The organism is Novosphingobium profundi (assembly GCF_020524485.1).
Taxonomy (GTDB): domain Bacteria; phylum Pseudomonadota; class Alphaproteobacteria; order Sphingomonadales; family Sphingomonadaceae; genus Novosphingobium; species Novosphingobium profundi_A.
Map to the genome: position 1 here is coordinate 81,923 of NZ_JAIVLF010000008.1, position 24,753 is coordinate 106,675.

The window sequence follows — 24,753 nt, forward strand, 5'->3', positions numbered from 1 at the left end:
CCCCGGAAATTTGTGGTGCTTGAAAATGAAACGGGGCGGGTGCCTTTCCGGCACCCGCCCCGCAATGTTGTCAGGCCAGCTCTCCGTCGATGAGGGCAGCGCATTCGCTGCCCCCGTTCGCGCGCGCTTTTCGCATCGCGCGCCAGGAGAGGGCGTAGAGCCCCGCCGAAATCAGCAGGAAGGGCAGGCAGACCCAGGCAATCGACCAGCCCACCTGGCTCTCGTCCTGAAGGACACGCTGGGTGAAGGTCGCGACCAGAAGCGGCCCGAGGCTGGCGCCCAGGATCGTGTTCAGGACCAGCGTCAGCGAGATCGAACTGCCGCGCATGCGCGGAGGGACGACCGACTGGAGCGTCGCGAACATGACCGTGCCGATCACCGAGAACACCGCGTTCGAGGACGCGACCATGACCGAGGCCACGTGCAGGTCGGTGGAGATCACGGCGAAGATCGAGGGCAGGGCGAAGAAGGGGGCCAGCGAGAGGATCGCAAAGCGGGCCATCGTGTTGCCCGAGCGCATCGAGCGGTCGAGCAGGGTGCCACCCAGAAGCGGACCGAAAGCCGAGAAGACGATCGAGACCGGACCCAGAAAGCTCGCCATGAAGCCGGCATCCGCGCCGTAGCTGCGGATCAGCATGGTGGGTGCCCAGGACATCGAGCCGTAGGCCACGGTGAAGACCAGCGCGAAAGCGAGGTAGAGCGGCATCAGGATCGCGCGGTTGCGCCAGAGGTAGGCCGCTTCCGCCGCGCCGGGAGCACGGGGCACACCCTGCGCGGCCACGTCCTGGCGGGGAGGCTCGCGCGTCAGGAACAGCATCGTTGCCGAGACGAGCAGCCCGATCGCGCCGAAGATCACGAAGACCATGCGCCAGGGTACAAGGTGGCCTACGAAGGGCAGCCCGTCGAACGAACCGGCGGCGGCTGCAGCAACGAGCAGGCCCGTCACCGAGATCGCAATGCCGTTGGCGAGGCCCTGACCCATCATGTAGACCGAGATGGGGCGCCCGCGCCGTTCGGGCGCGAAGAGATCGGCAATGAGCGAGATCGCCGCCGGACCCAGCGCGGCTTCACCCAGACCGACCAGAAGGCGTGCGCCAAACAGCCAGCCAAAGCTTTGCGCAAGGCCGCTGCCGATGGTCGCCACGCTCCACAGCGCGATGCCGCCTGCAATCAGGTTGCGGCGCGAGATGCGGTCGGCGAGGAGGCCCATGGGCAGGCCCATGAAGGCATAGAACAGGCCGAAGGCAAGGCCCTGGAGAAGGCCGATCTGTTCATCGCTGATACCCAGGTCCCCACGGACCGGGTCGACCAGGATGTTGAGAGCGGCGCGGTCGATGACCGAGAGGATCCCGGCCAGGAACAGCATGCCCACCATGACCCAGCCCTGAGCCGGTGAGGGGCGGGGCGCGGACGCGGTGAAGACCGGAGCCGCAGAAGCGGCTCCGGTCGAAGTCGAGGAAACGGGATCCGTCATGATCAGAGAAGGCCGGCGGCGCGTGCGCGGGTCTTCACGTAATCACCCAGCCAGTCGAGGTTGCGGAAGCGCAGCGTGCCACGGCCAACCGCGGTCGAGCTGTGCGCCATCCCTGCGATCAGGCGGAAGCACTTGGCCATGAGGAAGAGCTCCTTGTTGTCCTTTTCCTCCTGGGTGAAGGGGCGGACACTCTCGTAGCCGTTCTCGAAGGCTTCACCGATCTTGGGATCGAAGCCGTAGAACAGGTTGCCCCAGACGAAGTTCTGGACGTCCTGCATCATGAAGTCTTCGCCCGCCGCGTCGAAGTCGAGCAGCGTGATCTTGCCGTTCTCGTCGACGTGGACGTTGCTGGGGTGGAAGTCGCGGTGGCACACGCCCAGCGGAACCTTGCCCGAAGCGGCCAGCTCGTCGAGGCGCTTGTCGAGGTTGGCGGCGATGATCGGGTAGTCACGCAGGTCGTCGGGACGATCGTACACGAAGTCGATCAGCGCGGGCATGCAGATGTTGTAGTCCTTGGCCGTGTCGGTCGAGAACACGTGGTCCTTGCCCGCCCAGTCGTTGCCGTGGAGGTGCATCTGCGCCATGGCCGCACCGATGCGGAAGGCGGTTTCTTCGGAGAGACGCTCGCCGAACTTCACGCCATCGGCCCAGTCGTACATCGCGATCGCGCGCTCACCCTCGGGCGAGTTGACCTTGAAGTACAGCGCACCGTCGTGCTGGGGCACCGCGACCGAGGCCGGGAAGCCGATCTGGCGCAGGTAGTCGAGGAAGTTCAGCTCGTAGGCGACATCGTCGACATCGCGGTAGGTCTTGCGCCACACGCGAAGCGCGTACTTGGTCTTCTCGTCCTGGACGAGGTAGACGTCGTTCATGCCGCGATAGAGCAGGAAGCAGGTCAGCTCACCCTCGATCGGGAAGCGGCGGGCCACTTCGCGCGCAATGAAGTCGGGGTGCAGGACCGAGTGCGAGACCTCAGCGGTCGGAAGGTCCGTGTTGATCGAAGAAGTTGCAGAGTTCATTTGCTATACGTTCCGGTGCAATATCGAAAATGTCCCGGTCGAGATCGGGCATTTCCGTGACAGTGCAGCGCTGCATCCGTGCGGCGGCCTTCAGGCTCGGTTCGCGGATCTGTTCGGCAGGCTGCAGAAGAAAGGCGGGCTGTTCGACCATTTCGAGGCGGGCGTAGTCGTAGGACCAGACGCCCTTGTATGCCCATGTGAAACGATCCAGAACGTTCGCCTTGTCGGCAAAGTTGAAGACGGCCTTTTCCAGCGGGACCCTGGGGTCACGAGCTCCCACCACGTATTTCCAGAGATTGGAGAGCAGGTCGATGATGACCGTGCCGTCCTCGTCGGGCGTGGGGAAGGTCTCGGCGTAGGCAAGCTTGTCGGCAAGCGTTGCCTCGTCGAACATCGGGATGCCTGTCAGCGCCACCGAACGGACCCGGTCAGGCCGGGCCAGAGCGAGTTCGCAGGCAAGAAGCGTCCCGGTGTGGAACCCGTAGAGATCGACCTTGCCGGTCAGTTCGCCGCTTTCGGCCAGGGCATCGAGCCCATCCGAAAACGCCTGCGCGTAACCTGCCATTCCCGGCGGGGCCGGAGGTGCATCCGACATCCCGTAGCCGGGTGTGTCGAAGGCGTAGACAAGTCGGTCACGTCCCAGAGCCTCGATCAGTGCCTCGTATTCATAGGAGGACGACGGGTTCTGGTGCAGGAGAACGACCGGATTGCGATCCGGGGCCGCGGAGCCGCAGCTGCGATAATGCAGATGGCCGAAGCGGCAGGATGTATATCCACGACGTATCCGGGAGCTCTTGTGCATGGAAATCACTGTGCGCGATATCGTTCCCGCTTTGCAAGCGCGCGCAAATTTGTTCGCACAGCGGTGATTTGCATGTTGGTGCGAGGGCAGGATACCCGGATGCAAGAAGGGCCGCTGCGCAGCGCAGCGGCCCTTCGGGGATGCCCCGCCGGCGCTTGGCCGGCAGGGACGCATGATGCCAGGATCAGAAGTTGTAGCTGGCCTGGAGACCCCAGGTGCGCAGCTCGGGCAGCGCGAGGTTGAGGTAGGCATAGGACTGGCTCGCCAGCAGGTACGAGGGTTCGAGCAGGTTGTTCTGCGCGATCGAGGTGTACTGCTTGTTATTGAAGAGGTTCGTGACGAACCCTTCGAGCGTGAAGTCCCCCTTGGTGAAGCCGATGCGGGCGTTCACCTGGGCACGGCCCTTGATCCAGGTCTGGTTGGCCGGATCGACATACTGCTTCGACTTGTAGCTGAGATCGCCGCGGGCGAAGTAGCTGAAGTCGTCCCAGTCGGCCACTTCGCCGGTGTACATGAGCGCGAGGTTGCCCGAGTACTCCGAAGTCAGCGGCAGGGTGTTGCCCTTGAAGTCGTCGCCCTCAAAGCCGGTGCGCAGGGTGACGGCCGGGTTGTCGAACGAGCGCACCGAGCTGCCATTCCAGGCGCCCGAGGCGGTGATCGAGAAGCCGTCGATGGGCTCGGCCATGACGTCGAGCTCGATGCCGTAGACGTTGCTCTTGCCGGAGTTCGCGACACCGCGGACGATCAGCGGCTGCCCGCCCGAGGCGAAGATCACGCTGCGGTCGTTGTGCTGGTCCTTCCAGGTCGCGTAGTAGGCCGCCGAGGTGACCACGAGGCGTCCGTTGAGGAAGCTGCCCTTGAAGCCGACTTCATAGTTGTCGAGCTTCTCAGGCTGGACGATGACGCCAAGACCGATCGACTCGCCCGCTTCGACTTCGGCCTGCGTGCCGGAGATGAAGCTAGTGTTGAACGAGCTGAGGCTGACGTTCGCGGCCTTCGACCAGGAGGCGTAGACCATCATGTCGGGCGTCAGGTCGTAGTTGATGATGATACGCGGCAGGAAGTTGTTGAAGGTCTGGTTGTAGAAGGATTCCAGCGGCGGGAAGCTGCCCGCGGGAAGGCCGTAGATCTCGGCCGCATCGGGCGAGATGTTGGTGCCTGCACCGCCTGCGAACGCGTAGATCTTGTCGCGCTGGTAGCGGCCTTCAAGGTTGATCGAGAGCGCATCGGTGATCTCGTAGCTGAGGCTGCCGAAGATGCCGTAAGTGCGCGCCTTCTGCGGAGGCTGGCGGGCGCTGGCGGGCGCCGGGATGCCGTACTGCTCGAAGTTCGAGACACTGACCAGGCCAGGCGTCGCCGAGGTGTAGAGGTAGCTGGCACCCAGCATCGCCTGGAGCGGGCCGCCGTCATCGAAGGACAGGCGCAGCTCCTGCGAGAAGTCCTTGTTGCGACGCTCGACGAGGTAGGGGAACGACCAGTAGGTGCGCAGGCCATTCGCAGGCGTCGCTGCAAAGTTGGTGAACGCGCTGCTGTCGTAGTTGTCGAGGTCGGCGACTTCCGAGTAGAACTCGTTGTTGTAGCCGGTGAGCGAGGACAGGGTGAGGCCGGTGTCGCCCAGCTCGTAGTCCACGTTCATGTGGAGGTGGTAGTATTCGCGGCTGAGACCGTAGCCGTCCACACCCTTGCCGTGCGAGGTGATGCGGTTGGTGTCGTCACCCAGGATACCGGCAAGGAGCGCGTCCTCGGTGGTGTTCTGGGCCGGGCTGTAGCGGCTGTCGATCTTGGGCACCGCGCCGCAGATCCAGGGGCGCCCGGCAAGCGTGCAGTTTGCCATGCTGGGGATTACGACTTCACCCGCGTTCGATCCCGAGAAGTAGGGGATGTTGGGCGAACCGTTGTTCGAGCGGACCTCGTAGGCCGAGGCCATGCCCTGCGCCGAGGGGCCGTCCTTGTCGCGGCTGTACATGCCGAAGGCCTTGACGGTGAGCTGCGAGGTGGGCGTGAACTCGAGCTGCAGCGTGCCGATGTCGCTCGACTGGTCGCCCAGCGTCTGGTTCGGGTTCGCGCCGTTGGTGTACGAGCCCGACTTGCTCATCGAGCGGCCGGTCAGGCGGAAGCCCAGGATTCCCGGTACGAGCTGGCCTTCAAGCGAGCCCTGCACGTCGAAGTTGTCCCGCGTGCCGACCATCGCGCGCACGTTGCCGCCGAAGCTGTTGGCAGGCGTCTTGGTGACGACGTTGATGGCACCGGCAAAGGCGTTGCGGCCGAAGTAGGCGTTCTGCGGGCCCTTCAGGATCTCGATGCGCTCCGGGTCGGTGATGCCCATGAGCGCGGTGGCCGAGGCGACCGGCACGCCGTCGATGAAGCTGGCGGTGAGCGTCGAGTTGGTGGTCGAGGGCGTCATGCCGCGCAGTGTGATCTGCTGGAATGAGCGGTCGTTGCGGCCCGAGTTGACGTTCGAGACGTTGATGCCCGGCGTGTTGAGCACGACGTCGTTGATCGAGCGGATCCCCTGCTTCTCGATCTGGTCGGAGGAGAGGGCGGTAATCGCGATCGGTGTTTCGAGCAGCGATTCCTCGCGCTTGCGCGCGGTCACGACGATCGAGGAGCCGGCAAGGCCCTCCGACCGGGCGGTTTCGGACTGCGCCTGGGCCGGGGCGGCAACGCCCATTCCCAGAAGTGCGCTGACAACCATCATGGATGTGCCCGAAAGCTTGGTCTGAAGTCGAGTGTTCATTGAACTTTCTTCCCCGCTTGTATGTTCTCTCACGCCTCTTCGCGTCGGTCGTTGATGCCGTGCGCGCCCTCGGACGCGGAGAACTGTTATGTGGGCAAGGCGCCGGTCTGTTGCGGCGGGTGGTCCGTACCCCCAAGCAGGACCACTCCGCAGCGCCTTGCGGTACCTGCCTCGTCGCTCCCCTTGAGACGACTCATCATTGCAGGTCCACGGACGTCAGGATTGGTTGCAATGGGAAAATAGAAATTAAGGCTGCGATGCAGTATTCGCCTGTCGGATGAATTTGGGCGATTGGCCGTGGAGTTTGGACATTTGGCTACTTGACTTTGCCAAATGATCCTCACTGGATCGAAGCTTCTTTTGTATTGAAAATAAAACAAAAAAAGAGGCCCCCATCGTGTGATGGGAGCCTCCGAACACGCGAAAAAGCGCGGCGTAGCAAAAATGTCACGCCCTCAGGTCAATGTCGCTCCGGTGCCCTCCGTGGTGGCCATGCGGGCCGCCGCGAGCTTGTCCTCGTCCAGATCGTAGGCCCACAGGAAGAGGCCGTTGATGCCGAACATGATCGCGGGGATCACCGCGAAGCCCAGGGTGAGGGCCAGAATGGCGCTCTCGGGCTGCTCGACGATCTTGCCGCCGGTCGTCGGAACGTAGTGCAGGGCCTCCAGGAAGATGCCCAGGACCGCGACGCCAAGCGCGTAGCTGACCTTCTCGATGACGGCGATGGCGCTGGCGAGAAGGCCCTCGCGGGCCTCACCGGTGACGAGGCGGTCATAGGACTGCGTGTCGCCCAGCATGGAGATCGCCATGAGGATGATGGCGCCCGAACCCACGCCGCCAAAGGCACCGCGAATGATGATGCCGGTGTTGGTGATGGTGTTGTCTGCAAAGAGCCAGCTCAGCGTCACCAGGCAGAAGATGATGACGCCCATGAGGTAAGTCTGGCGCTTGCCCATGGTGCGCCCCGTACGCACCCAGAGCGGCATGGCGCAGGCCGTCGCGATGTTCTGCGTGACCGCAAAGACGATGAGGCCCGAGTAGCCCACGTTCAGGACGTTGAGCATATAGAGCGCCATCGTCGAGGCGACCGAGGCGAACGAGAGGAACTGGAAGATCTTGGCGCCCAGCAGCATCATGAAGGGGCGGTTGCGCGCAATGGCCCGGATTTCCTTCAGGCCGGGCAGGTGGGTGCCGGTGCTCGATTCCTTGTGCTTGTGCGTGGGCATCGAGAGCGCGGTCGCGGTCATCGCGCCGCCGATGATGAGCGCCATGACAAGGCCCATCGTGGCAAAGCCCGAACGGTCACCGCCGCCAGCCTCGATCAGCCAGCCCGTGCCAGCCAGCGCGAGCAACTGGCCGATCGAGACGAAGACGGTGCGGAAGCTGATGAGGCGGGTGCGCTCATGGAAACCCTCGGTCAGCTCGGCCGGAAGCGCCATGTAGGGCACGTTGAAAAGCGAATAGGCCAGCGAATAGATCAGGAGGCCCGCGCTCATCCAGATGATCAGCCAGGTGTCGGTCAGGACCGGCGGGGCAAAGAGCATCAGGAAGGCGATGACGGAGAAGAGCGCGCCCGCGGCCAGGAACGGCTTGCGGCGGCCCCAGCGCGTGCGGGCCCGGTCCGAGAGCGAGCCGACGGCAAGGTCGATCACCGCGTCGGCGAGCTTCGAGATCATCAGGAGATAGCCGGCGATCTGGGGCGATTGGCCCAGCACCGTCGACATCATGAGCGGGAAGTAGGTCGAGACGGCGTTGAGCATGATCGACACGCCGATGGTGCCGACGCTGAAGCCCAGGCACAGCTTTGTGCTGAGCCGGGCGTGTCCGGTCTCGCCCTGCTGTGCAGGTGCAGAAGTTGTCATGTGTCCGCTTCTCCAAGGAACGCGCCGATCGCGTCGGCCTTTGCGGCGGGCGATCCCGCCGTCGACACGGCTTTGCCGTTGTCGAGCAATTCAAGTGCTCTGGTCACCGACTCGTTGAGCAGTGCCAGTTCGGTTTCGGGCTTGAGCAGGAGCGTCGGCGCCGTCACCAGGCCCATGCGTTCGAACGCCTTGTAGCGGAACGCGGCAATGTAGGGCTTGGGGTAGGTGTCGAGCGTCTTCAGAACGTCCAGCGTGATGCGGTGCAGGATCTGCGGCGGCGGCATGCCGACCGCGAGGCGCCGTTCCGGCTCCTTCATGAAGTGCGGGAAGAACAGTGCCTGGTCCCGGCAGAAGTTGAAGGCCCAGATGAGGTGGCGGCCATATTCGTCGGGCTCGACGACGGGCGCGTAGTTGGCGATCACCGCCTCGCGCAGATCGTCGGGGTACTCGGTGATGCCATCGAGGACGAGCTTGCGCACACGCGCCGGGTAGGCCGCGGCCAGTTCGCAGGCGATGCGCGCGCCGGTGTGGGTGCCGTAAGCATCGACCTTGTCGTAGCCAAGGGCCGCGCACAGGCGCTCCATGGAGCCTGCGAAATAGGCAATGTCGGGCTCTTCGGGGCTCGGCGGGACGGAATCGCCGTTGCCCAGCGTGTCGGGCGCGATGATTTCGCCAAGGCACCCGGCCTTGCGCAGGGCAATCATCAGGTCCTGCATGAACCAGGACGAGGCGGGCGAGGCGTGGAGCAGCAGAACCGGCACTGCGCCCGCACGTGCGGCGGGCAGGCGGCGCAGGTGGAGCTGGCCTTCCTCGAGGCGCACGAAGGCGCGTTCGATCTGGGTGGCTTGCGTGCTATCCGAAGCAGGGGGCGTGTCTGTCATGGCTAAAGCCTATCGTGGGCGGGGTGAAAGCCGAGCCCGTCAGGGGCGCAATAACCGGCAGGCGGACAAGATCATCCGAACAGGGGTACGGCAAGGGGGGACAATAGGCATGCTTGGGTCATGGCGATAACAACATACACAGACGCCGAACTTCTTGCCTGGCTCGAGAAGTCCGGCCCGATGAACATGGCGCGCGCCGTGGAGATCATGGAACGTCATGACCTGGAAGGCCTGGTCCTGGGCGAGCCGGTCAACGTCTTCCATGCGCTCGGCCACTGGCCTCAGATCGGCCGCACGCGCATGGCGCAGCCTCCGGGCACCTTCGCGGTCATTACCCGTGCGAAGCCCGAGGAATTCGGCCTCGTGACCAGTCGTTTCCTGCATCATTACACTTGGGCCGACGGGCGCGAGCGTGCGGACGTCCACTGCTGGCTCTACACCGCGCTGGGCGACGAGGGCGACGAGACCCTTTCGGTCGTTCCGCCAGGCCCCGTCCTCCCGCAGCGCGAAAGTGCGCCGCTGACCCAGGTTGAAGACCATCGTGCGCGGGCCTCTGCGCGCGAGGCTGGCGCCAACACCGCCACCGGCGATGCGGGCGCGGCGATCGTTGCGGCAATGCGCGGCATGGGCCTGTGGCAGGGGCGGGTCGGCTTCGACCACAGCGTCATTGCCGAGGTCGCCGCGCGCCACGACCATCCGGGCGCCATGGTCCAGGCCGAGAACATCCTGCGTGAAATCCGTCTCATCAAGTCGCCGCTCGAGCAGGCCCTGATGGCGCGCGCTGCGAAGGCCAACGTCGATGCGCTGAATGCCGTCGGCCAGGCCGTGCGGGCGGGCGCGGTTCATCACGAACTGATGGCGCTGTTCCGCCTCGAGGCGGCCAAGCGCGGCAACGGCGCGGTCTTCCTCAACGTCGACCGTGTGTCCTCGGATCTTTCGCGCGCGACCATCGCCGATGGCCAGACCCTCATGATCGACGGCGTCAGCCAGTTCATGGGCTACCACGGCGACTTTGCCCGCACCGTCTTCGTCGGCGATCCGACCCGCGAGGCGCAAGCGGCCGCAAAGGCTTCGGCCTTCGGTTGGCAGGCCGTGCGCGAAAAGCTGCGCCCGGGCATGCGCTTCTCCGAGATCGTCAAGACCGGGGAAGAGGCGCTCAAGGCAGCGGGGCACACCGCGCTCGTCGGCTTCGGTCCGCACAGTTGCGGCCTTGCCCATACCGATGAGCCTGGCGAAGTCCACGGCGGCTTCTGGCGCAAGCCCGACATCATTCTGCAGCCCGGCATGATCCTGTCGGTCGACTGCCCCACTCTCGACACCGGCATCGGTGGCTCGGCCCATTGCGAGGACCTTGTCCTGATTACCGAAGACGGTTGCGAACCCATCCATCCCTTACACGAACCGGTGATTGTCGTATGACCAGACCTTTCATCCTGTCCGCCGCGATTGCGGATCCGGAACTGGCCGTTCCCGAAACGGCCGCCACGTATCTTAATGCGGCCGACGAGACAGGGCTCGACCTGCTGCTCTTCGGCGAGGCCGGTGGCCGCCCGTTCGACGCGCAGGTCCTCGTCGCCTGGGCCGCACCGCGCTCGCAGCGCGTCGGCCTCGTTGCGACCGTGCCTGCTTCGAACGCGCACCCCTTCCACGTGGCCCGCGCGCTCTCGGCGGTCGACTTCCTGAGCGCTGGTCGCACGGGCTGGTCGGTGATCCCCGAAGGTGCTGCAGAAGGCACGGCCGAGGACATGGTGGGCGCGGCGCGTTCGCTGTGGGACGGTTGGGGCAGTGACACGCTGATCCTCGACAAGGCTTCGGGCCGTTACCTCGATGCCAGCAAGGTCAAGGCCTCGAACTACGAAGGTCCCTTCTTCAAGGTGACCGGCCCGGTCAACGCGATGCGCCCGCTGCTCGGCCAGCCTGTGCTCGTGCTCGACGATGCCGCGCCGATCGCGATCAAGGACGCCGACATCGCACTCGTCTCCGAGCCGACCGCGGACGCGGGTGCAACCAAGAGCCTGCTCAAGGTCACGCTCGACACCAAGGTCGAGGACGTTGCTGCGCTCTTCGCCGAGGGCAAGATCGAGGGCGTGCACATGAGCCTCTCCGATCCGCTCGCCGAGCTGCCCAAGCTGGCCGCGCTCTTCGCCGAGCTGGTCGCTGCCAATCCGGGCGGGGAGGGCGACCTGCGCGCGCGCCTCGGCCTGCCGCTTGCGTCCACTGCCTCGAACCAGCCTGACGGCGCCAAGATCCCGGAGATCGCATGATGAGCAACGAAATCCACCTCTGGGCCTTCCTGCAAGGCATCGGCTTCTACCCCACCGGTTGGATGCACGAGCGTGCGCGCCCCGAAGGCGTGTTCTCGATGGACTACTACAGCTACGTCGCCAAGCTGGCCGAGAAGGGCCGCTTCGACGCCATCGTCTTCGGTGATCAGCTGCAGTCGCGCGGCGCCGGTGGCCGCACGCCCGAGCGCATGGCGATGCCCACGCTCGATCCGATGACGCTGCTGACCGCGATGGCCGCTGTCACCGACCACGTCGGCCTCGTCGCGACCATCTCGACCACGTTCAACACGCCCGAGATGCTGGCCGAGCGCTTCGGCACCATGGAGCGCATCACCGGCGGCCGTGCAGGCTGGAACATCGTGACTTCCGTCCACCCGGACACGGCGGGCAACTTCGGTCTCGACGAGATGCCGCCCAAGGAAACGCGCTACAGCAACGCCGCCGACGTCGTTGACAAGGCCTGCGAACTGTGGGCCGCCATGGACCGTGCAGGTCCGCACCTGAACCAGGGCCGTCCGGTCCTCGTCCAGGCCGGCCAGTCGCCGGCGGGCCGCGAGTTCGCGGCGCGCACCGCCGAGGCCATCTTCTGCCCGGCGCCCTCGATCGAGGCGGGCATCGACTTCCGCAACGACATGCGCAGCCGCATTTCGGGCGTGGGTCGCAACCCCGATGGTACGCGCGTCATGCCCGGTCTGTCCTGCGTCCTTGGTGGCACCGAGGAAGAGGCCAAGGCCAACCACAAGGCGATCATGGACATGGCCAGCGTCGAGCTTGCCATCGAGTACCTCTCGGAATCGCTGTGCTGCGACCTCACCTCGTTCGATCCCAACGCCAAGCTGCCGGTCGAAGCGATCCTTGAAAAGACCCTGCTGCCCACGGCCGACGTTGGCCGCATGGTCACGCCTGCCGGTGAGAAGGGCACGAGCCTTCGCGACTTCGCGATGAACTTCATGCTCAACCCGCGCGGTCACAACGTCTTCATTGGCACGCCCGAGCAGATGGCCGACATGATGATCGAATGGCGCGATGCCGGCGCGTGCGATGGCTTCACGCTGCAGCCCAGCTACATGCCGGGCGGTCTTGAGGACTTCGTCGAAGGCGTCATTCCGATCCTTCAGCAGAAGGGCCGCTACCGCACCGAGTATCCGGGCACTACGCTGCGCTCGACGCTGGGCCTTCCGGCCTACGAACGGGCCGAAGCGTGAAGACCGGACGCCTGATCTTCGGCGCGCTGGGCGCGGCCGTACTCCTTGCGGGGGGCAGCGTTGCTGCCCTTCGCCTGGGGGCGGGCGAACCCGACCCGGCCGAGCTCGAGGCGAAGTGGGTCGATGGCCCCTCGCGCTTCGTTGAGGTTGACGGCGTGCGCATGCACGTGCGCGAGGAAGGCCCCAAAGACGCGCCGGTCGTCGTCCTCCTGCACGGTTCGATCGTCAACCTGCACGAGTGGGACGATGTTGCGCCGATCCTGGCGCAGAGCTTCCGCGTCGTGCGCTTCGACTGGTCGCCCTACGGGATGACCGGGGTTGATCCGAGCGGTGTTTACTCGACGCCCCGTTCGGCCGAACTCATGGACAAGCTGATGAAGCAGCTGGGCCATGACAAGTTCGCGGTGGTGGCCACCTCGAACGGCGCCAATGTCGGACTTGAATTCAACCGCGCCTATCCCGGCCACACCACGGCCATGGCGTTTTCGATCCTTCCGCTCGAGCGTCCCAGCCAGACCCGCAAGGTCGACTGGCGTCTCAAGTGGATGCTCCAGTTCCACAACGCGGTGCTGCCCAACTGGCGCTCGCACACGTTCTGGCGCCTCATGCTGGAAGACACCACGCCCCCCGGCTTCGAACCGAGCGAGCGCATGGTCGACCAGATCTACGACATGAACAACCGGCCCGGCGCGCTCGCGCGGCAGGCCCAGTATATCCAGGCCAACGTCAAGCTGTTCCAGACGCAGGATGTGGGTGCTGTTGCCGAAGCGGTGACCGTGCCCGTGCTCATCCAGTGGTGCACCTACGATGATGTGATTTCGCAAGGGGCCAACGCCTCTGTCGACCGCTTCACCAACACCGAGGTGAAGATGATCGAATACCCGGACCTCGGTCACTTCCCCATGTGGGAGAACCCGGAGAAGTTCGGCGGCGATCTCAAGGCTTGGCTCGAGACGGCAACGGCCACGCGCAAAGCAGAGCCCGAGCCTGAGGATACGGCACAGGAGGCCGCCCCCACCGCCTGATCGGCACCCGCGCTCTCAGTTCCGAGCGTCGGATACAATCCGCACTGGTCCAGCATGGCGCGTAGTCACGCCATAGGCCGGGTGCCACGTACTTTGGAGTTTTCTCGTATAATGTCAGCTGTTGAGCGTTGCGAAGTCGCAATCGCCGGCGCCGGTCCTGTCGGCACCGTCATGGCGACCCTTTTGGCCAAGGCCGGCGTGTCCGTCGTCCTGATCGAGGCCGGTCCGGACTGTGCGCAGGATCTGCGCGCCTCCACTTTCCATCCCCCGACGCTCGAGATGCTCGACGAAATCGGCATCACCTCGATGCTGCTCGAGCGTGGTCTCAAGGCGCCGCTGTTCCACTGGCGCGACCGCGCCTCGGGCGAGGCGATCGAGTTCGATCTCTCCGAGATTTCCGACGTGACGCGCTATCCGTTCCGCATCCAGTGCGAGCAGTACCACCTCAGCCGCGCGCTGGCCGATGGTCTGGACAGCTACACGAACGCGGATCTGCGCTTCAACAGCCGTCTGCTTCACGTCGCCCAGGACGACACCGGCGTCGACCTCTCGGTCGAGACCATGACCGGTATCGACCGTATCCGCGCCGACTACCTGATCGGTGCCGACGGCGCGAACTCGGTCGTGCGCAAGTGGCTGGGCATCGAATTTGACGGCTTCACCTACCCCGAGCGCTTCCTGACGCTCTCGACCAAAGTGGAACTGGCCGACTACCTCCCTAACCTCGCCTACGTGAACTACGTCAGCGATCCCAAGGAATGGCTGGTCCTGCTGCGCGTTCCTTCGGTGTGGCGCGTTCTGGTCCCGGTCAACGGCCTGGTGGACGAGAACCAGCTGCGCTCCGAGGAAAACAAGAACGCAATCTTCGAGCGCCTGATCGGTCGCGGCGCGGACGTCGAGACTGAGCACCGCACGCTTTACCGCGTGCACCAGCGTGTCGCGAAGTCGTTCCGCGAGGGCCGCATCATGCTGATCGGCGATGCTGCGCACCTCAACAACCCGCTGGGCGGCTTCGGCATGAACTCGGGGATCCATGACGCCTTCAACCTGTTCGAGAAGCTCGAGCCGGTCCTCAAGGGCAAGGCCGCGGCCGACGCGAACCTTTCGCTGTTCGACCGCCAGCGCCGCGAGGTGACCCACACCTTCACCCAGACGCAGACCAAGGCCAACATGTCGATGATCAACGGGGCCAAGGAAGACGGCCACGAGGAGCGTCGCCGCAACCTTCAGGCGATCCGCGACGACGACGAAAAGCGCCGCGCCTACATGCTGCGCCAGTCGATGTACCAGAGCCTCAAGCAGGCTTCCGAAATCGTCTGAGCCGGACGCCGCCAGGCGTTCCAGCAGATTGCCAGCGGGGCGCAGGACCAGATTGGTTCTGCGCCCCGTTTGTCTGGAGGTCCGGTTTCCTGGAGGAAATTTCGACCCCACATGTCCGCGTATCGGACAGAGCCGCGATGCCGCTCCGGGAGGGGCAGCTTGGTTGCACACTCCTTCTCGAACCCGCGATGCAACAGACGGGCGAGGAGAAGCGTGTGACGAGTGAAACGCAGATGGCCGCCGATGCGGCCTTGCCCGTGAGCGAGCCGCAGATGTCCGTGGCGCCGAGCGCGCCCGGAGCTACCTGGAAGATCCGCTTCGGCTCGGCAATGATCCCCATGGGCCATGCTGCGGGCCAGAACCTCGTCACCGTCCTTGGCCTTCGTTTCATGACCGACAGCCTCGCGATTTCGGCGGGTGCGGCGGGCCTCATGTTCGCACTGATGAAGATCTACGACGGGATTACCGATCCGGCGGTCGGCGCCTGGAGCGACCGCGCGCAGACGCGCTGGGGGCGTCGTCTCCCATTCCTCTTTGCAGGTGGCCTCGCCATGCCGGTCGGCCTCGCCCTTCTGTTTGGCGCGCCCGATTTCGGATCGATCCTGCTGGCCCAGGCTTTCGTTCTCCTGGCCCTGATGATCCACGCGACGGGCTATACGCTGCTCACCATTCCCGGCTTTGCCATGCTGGTGGAAAGCTCCACCGATCCCAAGGAGCGTACCCGGCTCATGGCCTGGCGGACCTATGGCAACGCGGTCGGGACGCTGCTCGGCTCCACGCTTCCCGCCTGGATATTGGGGGCGCTTGGCCCGTCGCGCGAGAGCCATCTGCTGGTGGCCCTCGCGGTGGGGGCGGTGGTCTTCACTGCGACCGTGATCGCGGTCTGGCTTCTGCGCGAGGCGCCGCGCACCACGCCGCGCGCAGCCGATCTCGCCAAGGCGCCGCACCCGCTGCGCAGTCTTGCCCACCAGGTGCGCCTTGCCTGGCAAAACGTACCCTTTCGCATCCTCGCCATCGCCCACGTCTTCCTGCTCTTTGGAACGGCCATCGGCTCGGCAGGGCTGGCCTATTTTACCCGCACCTTCCTCGACCTGCCGGACTCCGCACTCGGAACCTACTTCGCCATGGCAACAGGCGCGATGCTGGTGGGCATGACGCCCTGGGTCTGGCTCTCCAACCGCATTGGCAAGAAGGAGAGCTACATCGCCGCGCTCGCCATGTTTGCCGTGGTGCAGCTGAGCTGGCTGCTTGCAGGGCCGGGGGAGAGCATGGTCCTGGTGAGCGCGCGTGGTATCCTAAGTGGGCTTGCGGGTGGCGGTATGATCCTGTGCGCCTATTCGCTTCTCTCTGATGCGGTCCGCTACGATTTCATCACCAGTGGCGAGCGGCGGGAAGGGGCCTTTGCCGGTTTCACCACGCTCTTCGACAAGTTGTCGTCGGCCGCCGCCCTTGCCGCGATGGGCGGGTTCCTCAGCGCCATGGGCTATGTCTCATCCTCGAGCGGAGAGGCCGCCGCGCAGAGCGACAGCGCGCGCCTTGCCATTCTCCTGTGCGAATCCGCCATTCCCGCTGCCGCGATGCTCGCGGCTATCGTTGCCATGCTGTTCTACCGTCTCGATCCGGCCATGCTGGAGGCGCTGGAGACGGGCCGTATCGAGAAGGAAGCCTGAGCCATGTCCGGCCACGAAATCGAACTCGTCGGGCTTGTCGCCCCGTACCGCGCGTCCGAAGCGAGCGAGGCGCCGCCCGCCTATGATGCCAGCTTTGTTGCGGAAGCGGCGAAGGGCTATGAAGCGGCCGGTTACGACCGCGTCCTGATCGGGCAGAACGCGCGCTCGGCCGACAGTCTTGTCACCGCGACCTGGGTGGCGGCGGCGACCACGCGGCTCAAGCTGATGGTGGCGCATCGTCCCGGCTTCATCGCCCCGACCATGGCCGCAAGGGCCTTTGCCACGCTCGACCAATTTTCCGGTGGGCGCGCGGGGGTCCATATCATCACCGCCTTCTCGGACATCGAGACACGCTGCGACGGCGACTACCATACCAAGGACGAGCGTTACCGCCGCTCCAATGAATACGTGCGCATCCTGCGCCGGATCTGGGCGGGCGAGGCGCCGTGCAACCATGAAGGTGATTGGTACCGTTTCGACGAAGCGGGAAGCGAGGTTCATCCGGTAGACGGCTCGGTCCCGGTGTTCTGGGCGGGGAATTCGGAACTGGCAGTGAAATTCGGCGCCGAGCTTGCCGATGTCTACGCCTTCGGGCCGGGTAGCGTGGCGCAAGTGGGCGCGCAGGTCGCGTTGGTGCGGGCCGAAGCCGCCAAACACGGGCGCAATCCGCGCTGCTCGATGTCGATGCGCCTCGTGGTCGCCGATACCGATGAAGCCGCGTGGGAGCGCGCGACACAGATCCTGCGCACGGTCGAAGCGCGCCAGGCGGCACATGGTCTGCTTGGTCGCGATCTGGGCAAGGCGGCGCAGGACATGGCAAAGGGCGCAGCCGAAGCCGATGCGGCCTCGGAGGATCCGTGTCTGTGGACCGGGCTTACCAAGGCGACACAAGGGCGCCTTCAGGTTATGTGCCTGGTCGGCTCCCCCGAAACGCTGGTTCAGGCGCTGCTGCGCTACCGCGAGGTCGGGATCGACAACTTCCTTGTCACCGGTTTTGACTGGCTGCCCGACGCGCACCGCATCGGGACTGAGATTGGCCCGGAGCTGCGACGCCTAGGCAACGCGATCTAGCTCGGTCGCGTAAGGCTCAGCCAAGAAAAAGGCCCGGCGGGATGACCGCCGGGCCTTTTTCTTGGCTGGTGGGGAAGGGGCTGGCAGCCCCTTCGCCCGATCAGGGCTGGGCGATCTCGTGGATCGTTGCCTCGAAGCCTTCCGAGGTCTGCGCCTGGGCCGCTTCGTCCGCGTCCTTGAGCTGCAGGTAGAACAGGCGCTGCATGAAGTCCTGACGGCGTGCTTCGCGCTCTTCCAGGGCGTCCTGGTCGAGTTCGAGAGCCTCGATACCGGCGGCAAGGTCAAGGCCATTGGCCTTGGCCACGCGCTCGGCGCTGTCGAGACGGTCGCGCACGACCGAAAGCTCGCTGGCCAGAACCATGATCATCGACATCGCGGCATCGACGCCCGGGGTCTCATAGAACTCGGGGCGCTTGCCCTTGGCGTGGCGAATGACGTGCGGGCGCTCTTGGGTGGTGTTGTCCATCGTATATCTGTCCTTGCTTGCGCCTCAGGCCGCGATGGCCTGCTTTTCGCCCTTCTTGGCGATGAGCACTTCCCAGCCACCGCCGGGTGCGAATTCGCCTGCGGTGAAGTCACGCTCGGCGACGTGCTCGGAGGATTCCTGGCTGTAGCCCGACGCGGCTGCGGCGAACTCCATGACCGCCATCGGGGCGGTGTCGAAGCGCACGGCGTCACGATCGAAGCCGGCCTTCTCGGCAAGGCCGATCTGGTCCATGTCGCGCATCGCGCCCCAGAACGGCTCGTTGTTGTACCAGGTCTCGTTGTCGAGGATGAACTGGGTGAAGGGGTCCATCAGGTCGAAGGGCGGAAGGTCGGCGTGGATCATCAGGCCGCCGGGCTTCAGCACGCGGAAGGCCTCGTTGAACACGCGCGGCATGGCCTTGCCGCTGGTCTCGTGGAGCAGGATGTGACTGACGACGAGATCGAATTCCTCGTCACCGAAGGTGGTTTCCTCAGCGTTCATCTGCGCGAAGTTGACGTCGAGACCCATGCCTGCCGCACGTGCGTGCGCGTAACGGACGCAGGGACCGCCCACGTCGATGCCCCAGACCTCGGCTTCGGGGAACAGCTCCTTGTAGGGCAGCGTCGAGTGGCCGACCGTGCAGCCCATGTCGAGAATGCGCTTGGGCTTGAAGTCGGGCATGTTGCGCTTGAGGTAGTTCACCACCGAGCGGCCCATGTCGTCGTTGTTGGGGCCGGTGTAGCCCATCGAGTAGAGGTACACACCGCGGTCGTAGAGCGCGCCCACCGAAACGTCGTCCTCGGTGACTTCCGAGCAGTAGCCGCCGGGCATGCAGTGGATGTCGAGCGCGGTAACGTAACGCGGGGGCTCGAAGCCTTCGGGAATGACGAGCTCGCCCTTGTTGGTCGCGGACAGCTCCTTGGCCTTCGCGATGAGGTCGGGCAGCTGGCGGTCGATCGAGACGTTGACCGATTCCCACAGCAGTTCCTGCGCCGTGCGGTTGGCCATGGCGTAGTGCTGGAAGTAGAGGTCGTGGATCATGACCGAGCGGATGTCGCGGCGGTTCTCCGGCGGACGGCCGTTGGCCTTCTCGAACGCCTTGGACACGCGGGTCTCGTAGATCGGGGTCAGCCCGGGCAGCAGAGTGGACTGGATGAAGCCCTTGAAGCTCTTGGCGAACTCTTCGCGGGAAGCCTCATCCGCCGTCGCCTTGGGCAGAATCGGATGGTCGGCTTGCTGAAAGGTATTGAGCATGATGCGACTCCTCTGTTCATCGGGCTCTTGCGGTTTTCTTGCGGACCGTGCGTGGGGCGGCATAGTCGCCCCGGTCCGCTATCCGCTTGGCGATCATGCAATCCTATCGCGATGCGCTGGATCAAGGAAAGCACAAAAAGTATAAGTCTAGATCAATTGACGGGGCCGATTCCGGTCCCGCCCGATTTCACCAGCCCCCTAAAGGGAACCATACCATGGATGATATGAAATTCAGCCGTCGCCAGAGCCTGGGAATGGCCGGACTTGGCGCAGGGCTTGCCTCGGGTCTCGTCGCCGCGCCTTCGCTGGCGCAGGCCGCGACCGGCGCCAAGGGTCCCAGCCCCAAGACCCCGGCCTTCAAGACGAAGATCGATTTCAAGGATCCGGAGTGGAACCGCGACACCTATGTGCGCATCGACGCGGACATCGACCCCACCAAGGAGAAGGTGGGCTGGCTCAAGGGCAAGGTCTATGGCGTGCGCCCCAATGAGCCGGTGCGCCAGCTCTTCATCAATGAGGGCTTCAGCGTCGTGCGCTCGGTCCGCCAGGAAGATGGCTCCTACCGCCGCCTGCTGCGCGAGATCGTGTTCTACCGTGACATCGAGACCGGCAAGCTGATCGACAAATGGTATAACCCTTATACCGACGAGACCGTCGATGTGGTTCCCATCGCCAACGATCCGTTCAACTTCACGATCAGCCAGTGGGCGCCCGAACCGCCGTCGTACGGTGGCCTCAACAAGGACAAGCCGCCGCGCAAGCCCTTCCTGATGGAATGGGAAGAGGGCCCGAACGACACGCTGATCCTGCGTTCGGACATCGACATGATGTACCCCAACGGCCTCACCCCCGATAAGTGGGTGCGCGAGTCCTCGGGCGCGTTCAACCGCGTTTCGGAGCACTTCATCTACACGGTGAACCGCAAGGACGTGCTGAACCCCAATGTGACGCACATCCAGCACGTGGGTGCCTGGAGCCGTGTGACCCCGTGGCTGCCCTGGATGCTCATGGGTCAGGCCGAGGGTCACATCAACTACTTCAACAACTTCACCACCGCTGAAGACGGCATTGCTGGCCTCCCCGATGATCTCGTGGCAGCCGCCCGCAACATGGGCGAGAAGTGGCTGCACGCGCCCGAGAGCGATTATGGTCCCTCGCTCTCGAGCATCGAGAACTACATCCACGACCATGAGCCCGCACCGGTGCCTGAAGGTTGGGAGCCGCCCAAGGCACCCGCAGCACCGCAGCCGCTGCAGCGGGGCGGCCAGTAAGGCCGACGGTCTGATGGCATCGTAAACAGGAAAAGGTCGGGAGTTTTGCTCTCGGCCTTTTTTGTTCGCTCACAGTGTGTTGCGGGCGATAGTTACAAAAGGAAAGCGGCCCCGCCCGCATCCGGGGAGGCCGCTTTCCTTTTGTTAGTACGTGATCGCTCGGATCAGAAACCCAGCGCGCCCGGATTCATCAGACCCTTGGGATCAAGCTCGGTCTTGATCGCGCCAAGCAGCGACTTGGCCTCGGCCGAGAGGCGCTGCTGGTAGGGATAGGCACGGCCCAGCTGGAAGTGCCCGGCGCCGTGCTTCTGGAAGGTCGCAACGATGGCTTCCTTCAGTTCGTCGGCCAGCGCGCTGGCGTCCGGGTTTGCGGCGAACTGGGGCTGCTGCGAGAGGTATTCCTCGCCCAGCGTGGTCGTGTGGTAGGCGGTCCGGTCCTCGGGCCAGTAGAGCGCGACTTCGTAGAGGAAGCCGGTCGAGCCGACTGGCGAGAACATCGTGCCGATCCAGATGCCCAGCTTGTCCATCTTCGCCTGGTAGCTCTTGATGAGCGCCTTGAAGCTCTCGTCAAAGGCGACCGCCTCGTCGTGGGCGAGGACGCCGTGGATCGGCACCCAGCGCTCGCCGCCCGGGCCAAGCACGTTGAAGAGCGGCGCGAAGGGTACCGAGTGAACGAAGGTCGGGATCGAGTTCGCGATCTCGCGGCCCAGGCCATCGAGCAGGCGGCGCAGCTGCTTGGCCTTGAGCGCGGCCTCGTCATCGTCCGCGCCTTCCACGATGAAGTGGCACATGTAGGCGCCCGCGCGCATCGGGTTCTCGCCGGCGAAGGCCATCTTCACGAGCTGGGCGACGCCCTTCAGCTTGTTGGGGGCCTTGCGCAGGATGTCCGCAGCAATCTTGATGCGCGCGCCCATGCCTTCCTGGCGGCCGATCTGGCCCTGCGAGAGAGCAAGGTCGAGGCCGAAGTGGCTGTCATCGAGACGGGCCGCGGCGGCCTTGCGCGATGCGGCGTGGTAGTCGGCAAAGCTGTCGAAGGCGAAGCTCAGGCATTCGAACTTGGGAAGAACGGGCAGGAGCGGCAGGCGAATGCGCGCTTTGACGCCGAACACGCCGCAATCGCCGGTGAACAGGCCGGTGAGGTCGGGGCCGTAGAAGCGGGTCGCCTTCGACGAGCTCGTCGAAAGGAGCGCGCCGCTGGCAAGCACCACGTCCATCGAGACCACCGACTGCGCCGAGATGCCGTGAATGGTGGTGCCGTGGCTCAGCGTGTTCTGGCTGACGCTGCCGCCGACCGTCGCGGCGATGCCGGAGAAGGGGCCCCAGAACGGGGTGCGAAGACCCTTGGCGTCGAGTGCGGTCTTGAGGTTGGCCCAGGTTACGCCCGCGCCGCAGGTCACGACGGCGTTGCGCTCATCGATTTCGATGGTGTCGATCGCGCCGGTATCGAACAGCACGTGGCCACCTTCCTGACGCACGTAACCGTCGGTGTAGGACGCACCGCCACCGCGCGGGACCATGGCGATGCCCGCTTCGCTGCACAGCTTGACGGCTTCCTGCAGAAGCTCGACCGTCGCAGGGCGTACCACCGCCAGCGGCTTTTCGCCGGTGCGGTAGACGTCGTTGGCGAAGTACTCGAGCTTCTCGCCGGTGCTGATGACGGCATCCGGGCCGAGCGCCTTTTCCAGAGCGCCGATGATCGTCGTGTCGTTTGCCGTGGTTGCCATGCGGTCTCTCTTTGAAGGAACGAAAATTTCGACCAAGGTGCTTGGCCCGCCGACCGCGTGGGGGCGAGGGTGCTATCTCCGTTATCCGTTGTACGATTATCCGATGCGCGGGTAAAATGCGACGAGTTCGGGCCTGTGGAGGATGCTCTGGGCACCTTCCGGGCAAAGGCGGTCCGAGCTTCCGGGCCTGCGGGGAGTCGTACATGAATACTGTTGCAGCGAAGTTGCCGGGCCGCCTGGCGACCTCGACGAAGGCCGGTTTCGGCGTGGGGCAGGTTGCGGGCCAGCTTTTCCGCGATGCGCCCTCCCTTCTCCTCATGTTCTATCTGACGAACGTGATGGGCGTGGCGCCCGCGATTGCAGGCACCGCGATCTTCGTTCCCAAGGTCTTCTTCAGCCTTGTCTTCGACCTTTGGATCGGCGTGGCCTCGGATCGGCTTGCGCCGCGCTTTCCCCGGCGGCGCTGGCTGCTGGTCGGCGGTCTTGCCGCGCCGTTCGCGATGCTGGGCGTTTTCGCCGTCCCCGAGGCCTCGATGACCTTCCAGGTGGCGTGGGTCTTCGTGACCTTCAGCGCCTACATGGCGGTCTATTCGACGTTCTCGGTGCCTTATCTCGCGCAGTTCTCGGAGATGTCGTCCGATCCGGCCGAGCGCACTGAACTTATGGGCTGGAAGCATGCCTTTACCGGTCTTGGCGTCCTCATGTCCTCCTCGGTCGCGCCCATGGCGGTCAACGCGCTGGGCACCGACCGCCCGGCCTACCTCATCACGATGAGCTCGATCGGGGTCATCTGCCTAGTCTGCCTGCTGGTCGCCTGGCGCTTTGCCGCGCGCATTCCTGAACCGGCCGAAGTGGCAACGCCGCTTGCCGCACGCGACCTGCCCCGCGCCTTCACGGACCGCCGTTTCATGATCCTGTGCCTTTCGGCCATCGTCATGACGGTGGCGGCAGGCATCAGCTATGCCAGCTTCCCCTTCTTCGTGAAGTACGCCATGGCGCGCGAGGAACCCCTGCACGACATCGGCGTGATGTCCGCGATCATGGCCTTTGCGGTCATGGGCGGATCGCCTCTATGGGTGATGGTCTCCAAGCGCCTCGGCAAGAAGCTGACCTATGTGCTCGCAGCGGCAGGGCACGGCCTGGTGACGCTGGTCTGGGGCTACCTGCCCGATGCCCCGATCGAGGTCGCCTATGTCCTCGCCGGGTTGATGGCTGCCTGCAATGCAGGGTGGGGCACGATCGTCCTCTCGCTGCTTTCCGACAGCATTGCCGCGGCGCGTGAGGAATACGGCGAGAACCGCGCCGGGTCCTACTCGGCAATCTGGTCGATCATCGAGAAGGCGGGCATTGCGATGGGCGGGACGCTCATCGTCGGCCTGATCCTCTCGGCCTTCGGTTTCGATGCGGCGGCGGCCAGTGCGGGGATGCCGCAATCGCCGCGCGCTCTGGCCGGCATCATCGTCAGCTATTCCACCGTACCCGGCATCGCCAAGCTGGTCGCGGCTGCGATGATCTGGCGCTACGTCCACGAACATCCGTCCAACTCGCAGGGAGGGGCCACGCCCGCGCATGCCTGAAATGAACGAACAGACCGCGCCGCACGCGCCGCTCAACCTTGCCGTCATCGGGTGCGGGCGCATTTCCGGTGCCCACTTCAACGCGGCGAAAGCGCGGCCCGAAGCCGTACGCATCGTCGCCACCCATGACATCGATGCCGCGCAGGCGCAGGCGGCTGCCGAGCCTTTCGGGGCGGTAGCATGCGTTCACTTCGAGGACGTGCTCGCCATGCCCGAGGTGGAAGCCGTGCTCATCGCGACGCCGAACGGCCTGCACGCCGCGCAATCGATGGCTGCGCTTCAAGCCGGAAAGCACGTGCTGGTTGAGAAGCCCGCTGCCGAGACCGGGGAGGACGCGCTCGCACTAGCCAAGCTGGCGGCCGAAAAGGGCCTCGTCTTTGCCGTGGGCCACACCTTCCGCCATAACGATGCGGTTCGCTACATCGTCGATCACTGGGAGGACTTTGGGAAGTTCCGCTCGCTTGAGGTATCGTCCTGCGTGTTCTGGGACGGGCCGCAGGCGCCCTGGTGGGCGACGCGCACGCCTGAGGAAGGGTTGATCCTTTCGCTCTTCGCGCCGCACTCGCTCGATTTCGTCCAGCTTATCATGGGTGAGGACGATCCGGTGCGCGTCCATGCCGAGGCGGCCCGGCACCAGTCGGGCTGGCAGGGCGAGGACGAGGCCATGGTGCTGCTGGCCTATCCCGGCCGCCGCCTTGCGAGCGTCCACATCTCCTACAACCAGCCTGCCGTCCTCGACCGCAAGGTGCTGCACTTCGACAAGGGCGTGCTCGAGATCGAGCATGGTGAGATCCTGCGCTGGAATGGCGAGGAACTGGTCCATCCGCCCGAAGGCGTGCTCATCGATCCGCGCCGCATGGGCGGGCGCACGCTGGGACACTACTTCGCCGACCAGCTCTCCGAGATGCACGCTGCCGTGCGCGGCAAGCCGCACCGTCTGCCCACGGGGCGCGATGCCGCGCGTCTCATCGCGCTGATCGACCGGGTGAAAGCTTCGGCGCGCGCGAACTCGGCGGCGGACGCTATTGATCCCCCGCTGGCGGATATGCCGCAGTGAGGTCGTTGCTTACGCTTGCCCTTGGGGCGAGTGCGCTCACATCGCCTGTCGGT

At 64.9% G+C, this 24,753-nt stretch carries 19 protein-coding genes; 10 read left to right on the top strand and 9 right to left on the bottom strand.

Going from position 1 to position 24,753, the window contains the following annotated elements:
- Window positions 1-70: 70 nt before the first annotated feature.
- The 6 genes from LC060_RS20150 to LC060_RS20175 all read right to left on the bottom strand — a co-directional run bounded on the left by LC060_RS20150 (window position 71) and on the right by LC060_RS20175 (window position 8,775).
- Window positions 71-1,474: an MFS transporter gene (locus LC060_RS20150; protein ID WP_226638497.1), complete on the bottom strand. Its 1,404-nt coding sequence runs from the start codon at window positions 1,472-1,474 to the stop codon at window positions 71-73.
- Window positions 1,475-1,476: 2 nt separating this feature from the next.
- On the bottom strand, window positions 1,477-2,493 hold the full coding sequence (locus LC060_RS20155; RefSeq protein WP_039393525.1) for a phosphotransferase enzyme family protein: 1,017 nt from the start codon (window positions 2,491-2,493) through the stop codon (window positions 1,477-1,479).
- Window positions 2,447-3,295 carry an alpha/beta fold hydrolase gene (locus LC060_RS20160; protein WP_226638498.1) on the bottom strand — a complete coding sequence of 283 codons (849 nt, stop codon included), beginning with the start codon at window positions 3,293-3,295 and terminating at the stop codon, window positions 2,447-2,449. Before LC060_RS20160 ends, LC060_RS20155 begins: the two co-directional genes overlap by 47 nt.
- A 184-nt stretch (window positions 3,296-3,479) precedes the next feature.
- Window positions 3,480-6,032, bottom strand: coding sequence for a TonB-dependent receptor (locus LC060_RS20165; RefSeq protein WP_226638499.1), 2,553 nt, complete (start codon window positions 6,030-6,032; stop codon window positions 3,480-3,482).
- A 455-nt stretch (window positions 6,033-6,487) separates the two neighbouring features.
- Window positions 6,488-7,894: an MFS transporter gene (locus LC060_RS20170; RefSeq protein WP_052322528.1), complete on the bottom strand. Its 1,407-nt coding sequence runs from the start codon at window positions 7,892-7,894 to the stop codon at window positions 6,488-6,490.
- Window positions 7,891-8,775: an alpha/beta fold hydrolase gene (locus tag LC060_RS20175; protein ID WP_226638500.1), complete on the bottom strand. Its 885-nt coding sequence runs from the start codon at window positions 8,773-8,775 to the stop codon at window positions 7,891-7,893. Before LC060_RS20175 ends, LC060_RS20170 begins: the two co-directional genes overlap by 4 nt.
- Window positions 8,776-8,895: 120 nt before the next feature.
- Here LC060_RS20175 and LC060_RS20180 point away from each other — a divergent pair, with 120 nt between their 5' ends.
- The 7 genes from LC060_RS20180 to LC060_RS20210 all read left to right on the top strand — a co-directional run bounded on the left by LC060_RS20180 (window position 8,896) and on the right by LC060_RS20210 (window position 17,351).
- The gene (locus LC060_RS20180) at window positions 8,896-10,194 is read left to right on the top strand and encodes a M24 family metallopeptidase (RefSeq protein WP_226638501.1); all 1,299 of its coding nucleotides are present in this window, start codon (window positions 8,896-8,898) and stop codon (window positions 10,192-10,194) included.
- Window positions 10,191-11,039: an LLM class flavin-dependent oxidoreductase gene (locus tag LC060_RS20185; RefSeq protein WP_226638502.1), complete on the top strand. Its 849-nt coding sequence runs from the start codon at window positions 10,191-10,193 to the stop codon at window positions 11,037-11,039. The genes LC060_RS20180 and LC060_RS20185 overlap by 4 nt, the downstream gene beginning before the upstream one ends.
- Entirely contained in the window at window positions 11,036-12,265 is a 1,230-nt protein-coding gene (locus LC060_RS20190) for an LLM class flavin-dependent oxidoreductase (protein WP_226638503.1), read from the top strand. Before LC060_RS20185 ends, LC060_RS20190 begins: the two co-directional genes overlap by 4 nt.
- Window positions 12,262-13,290, top strand: a complete 1,029-nt coding sequence (locus LC060_RS20195) for an alpha/beta fold hydrolase (protein ID WP_226638504.1) — start codon at window positions 12,262-12,264, stop codon at window positions 13,288-13,290. The genes LC060_RS20190 and LC060_RS20195 overlap by 4 nt, the downstream gene beginning before the upstream one ends.
- A gap of 111 nt (window positions 13,291-13,401) precedes the next feature.
- Complete coding sequence (locus tag LC060_RS20200) at window positions 13,402-14,610, top strand: FAD-dependent oxidoreductase (protein WP_226638505.1); 1,209 nt, start codon at window positions 13,402-13,404, stop codon at window positions 14,608-14,610.
- Window positions 14,611-14,825: 215 nt separating this feature from the next.
- Window positions 14,826-16,280 (top strand): MFS transporter, encoded by a 1,455-nt coding sequence (locus tag LC060_RS20205; RefSeq protein WP_226638506.1) that lies wholly within the window; start codon window positions 14,826-14,828, stop codon window positions 16,278-16,280.
- Between the two features lie 3 nt (window positions 16,281-16,283).
- Window positions 16,284-17,351 carry an LLM class flavin-dependent oxidoreductase gene (locus LC060_RS20210; RefSeq protein ID WP_226638507.1) on the top strand — a complete coding sequence of 356 codons (1,068 nt, stop codon included), beginning with the start codon at window positions 16,284-16,286 and terminating at the stop codon, window positions 17,349-17,351.
- A gap of 100 nt (window positions 17,352-17,451) precedes the next feature.
- On the opposite strand, the gene LC060_RS20215 is transcribed toward LC060_RS20210, so the two are convergent.
- Together LC060_RS20215 and LC060_RS20220 are read right to left on the bottom strand one after the other, a co-directional pair.
- A complete protein-coding gene (locus tag LC060_RS20215; RefSeq protein WP_226638508.1) occupies window positions 17,452-17,817 on the bottom strand; it encodes a hypothetical protein in 366 nt (121 codons plus the stop codon).
- Window positions 17,818-17,841: 24 nt separating this feature from the next.
- A complete protein-coding gene (locus tag LC060_RS20220) occupies window positions 17,842-19,071 on the bottom strand; it encodes a class I SAM-dependent methyltransferase (RefSeq protein ID WP_226638509.1) in 1,230 nt (409 codons plus the stop codon).
- Window positions 19,072-19,286: 215 nt separating this feature from the next.
- Between LC060_RS20220 and LC060_RS20225 the strand changes: the two genes are divergently transcribed.
- Window positions 19,287-20,342: a DUF1838 family protein gene (locus tag LC060_RS20225; RefSeq protein ID WP_226638510.1), complete on the top strand. Its 1,056-nt coding sequence runs from the start codon at window positions 19,287-19,289 to the stop codon at window positions 20,340-20,342.
- A gap of 164 nt (window positions 20,343-20,506) precedes the next feature.
- On the opposite strand, the gene LC060_RS20230 is transcribed toward LC060_RS20225, so the two are convergent.
- A complete protein-coding gene (locus LC060_RS20230; RefSeq protein ID WP_226638511.1) occupies window positions 20,507-22,066 on the bottom strand; it encodes an FAD-binding oxidoreductase in 1,560 nt (519 codons plus the stop codon).
- Window positions 22,067-22,269: 203 nt separating this feature from the next.
- On the opposite strand from LC060_RS20230, the gene LC060_RS20235 reads away from it, so the two are divergent.
- Complete coding sequence (locus LC060_RS20235; RefSeq protein ID WP_226638512.1) at window positions 22,270-23,643, top strand: MFS transporter; 1,374 nt, start codon at window positions 22,270-22,272, stop codon at window positions 23,641-23,643.
- Window positions 23,636-24,700 (top strand): Gfo/Idh/MocA family protein, encoded by a 1,065-nt coding sequence (locus tag LC060_RS20240; RefSeq protein WP_226638513.1) that lies wholly within the window; start codon window positions 23,636-23,638, stop codon window positions 24,698-24,700. The genes LC060_RS20235 and LC060_RS20240 overlap by 8 nt, the downstream gene beginning before the upstream one ends.
- Window positions 24,701-24,753 lie beyond the last annotated feature (53 nt).

Excerpts from the sequence above, each read along its gene's own strand:
- LC060_RS20150 (WP_226638497.1), bottom strand. The coding sequence starts at position 1,474 with ATGACGGATCCCGTTTCCTCGACTTCGACCGGAGCCGCTTCTGCGGCT.
- LC060_RS20155 (WP_039393525.1), bottom strand. The coding sequence starts at position 2,493 with ATGAACTCTGCAACTTCTTCGATCAACACGGACCTTCCGACCGCTGAG.
- LC060_RS20160 (WP_226638498.1), bottom strand. The coding sequence starts at position 3,295 with ATGCACAAGAGCTCCCGGATACGTCGTGGATATACATCCTGCCGCTTC.
- LC060_RS20165 (WP_226638499.1), bottom strand. The coding sequence starts at position 6,032 with ATGAACACTCGACTTCAGACCAAGCTTTCGGGCACATCCATGATGGTT.
- LC060_RS20170 (WP_052322528.1), bottom strand. The coding sequence starts at position 7,894 with ATGACAACTTCTGCACCTGCACAGCAGGGCGAGACCGGACACGCCCGG.
- LC060_RS20175 (WP_226638500.1), bottom strand. The coding sequence starts at position 8,775 with ATGACAGACACGCCCCCTGCTTCGGATAGCACGCAAGCCACCCAGATC.
- LC060_RS20180 (WP_226638501.1), top strand. The coding sequence starts at position 8,896 with ATGGCGATAACAACATACACAGACGCCGAACTTCTTGCCTGGCTCGAG.
- LC060_RS20185 (WP_226638502.1), top strand. The coding sequence starts at position 10,191 with ATGACCAGACCTTTCATCCTGTCCGCCGCGATTGCGGATCCGGAACTG.
- LC060_RS20190 (WP_226638503.1), top strand. The coding sequence starts at position 11,036 with ATGATGAGCAACGAAATCCACCTCTGGGCCTTCCTGCAAGGCATCGGC.
- LC060_RS20200 (WP_226638505.1), top strand. The coding sequence starts at position 13,402 with ATGTCAGCTGTTGAGCGTTGCGAAGTCGCAATCGCCGGCGCCGGTCCT.
- LC060_RS20210 (WP_226638507.1), top strand. The coding sequence starts at position 16,284 with ATGTCCGGCCACGAAATCGAACTCGTCGGGCTTGTCGCCCCGTACCGC.
- LC060_RS20215 (WP_226638508.1), bottom strand. The coding sequence starts at position 17,817 with ATGGACAACACCACCCAAGAGCGCCCGCACGTCATTCGCCACGCCAAG.
- LC060_RS20220 (WP_226638509.1), bottom strand. The coding sequence starts at position 19,071 with ATGCTCAATACCTTTCAGCAAGCCGACCATCCGATTCTGCCCAAGGCG.
- LC060_RS20225 (WP_226638510.1), top strand. The coding sequence starts at position 19,287 with ATGGATGATATGAAATTCAGCCGTCGCCAGAGCCTGGGAATGGCCGGA.
- LC060_RS20230 (WP_226638511.1), bottom strand. The coding sequence starts at position 22,066 with ATGGCAACCACGGCAAACGACACGACGATCATCGGCGCTCTGGAAAAG.
- LC060_RS20235 (WP_226638512.1), top strand. The coding sequence starts at position 22,270 with ATGAATACTGTTGCAGCGAAGTTGCCGGGCCGCCTGGCGACCTCGACG.
- LC060_RS20240 (WP_226638513.1), top strand. The coding sequence starts at position 23,636 with ATGCCTGAAATGAACGAACAGACCGCGCCGCACGCGCCGCTCAACCTT.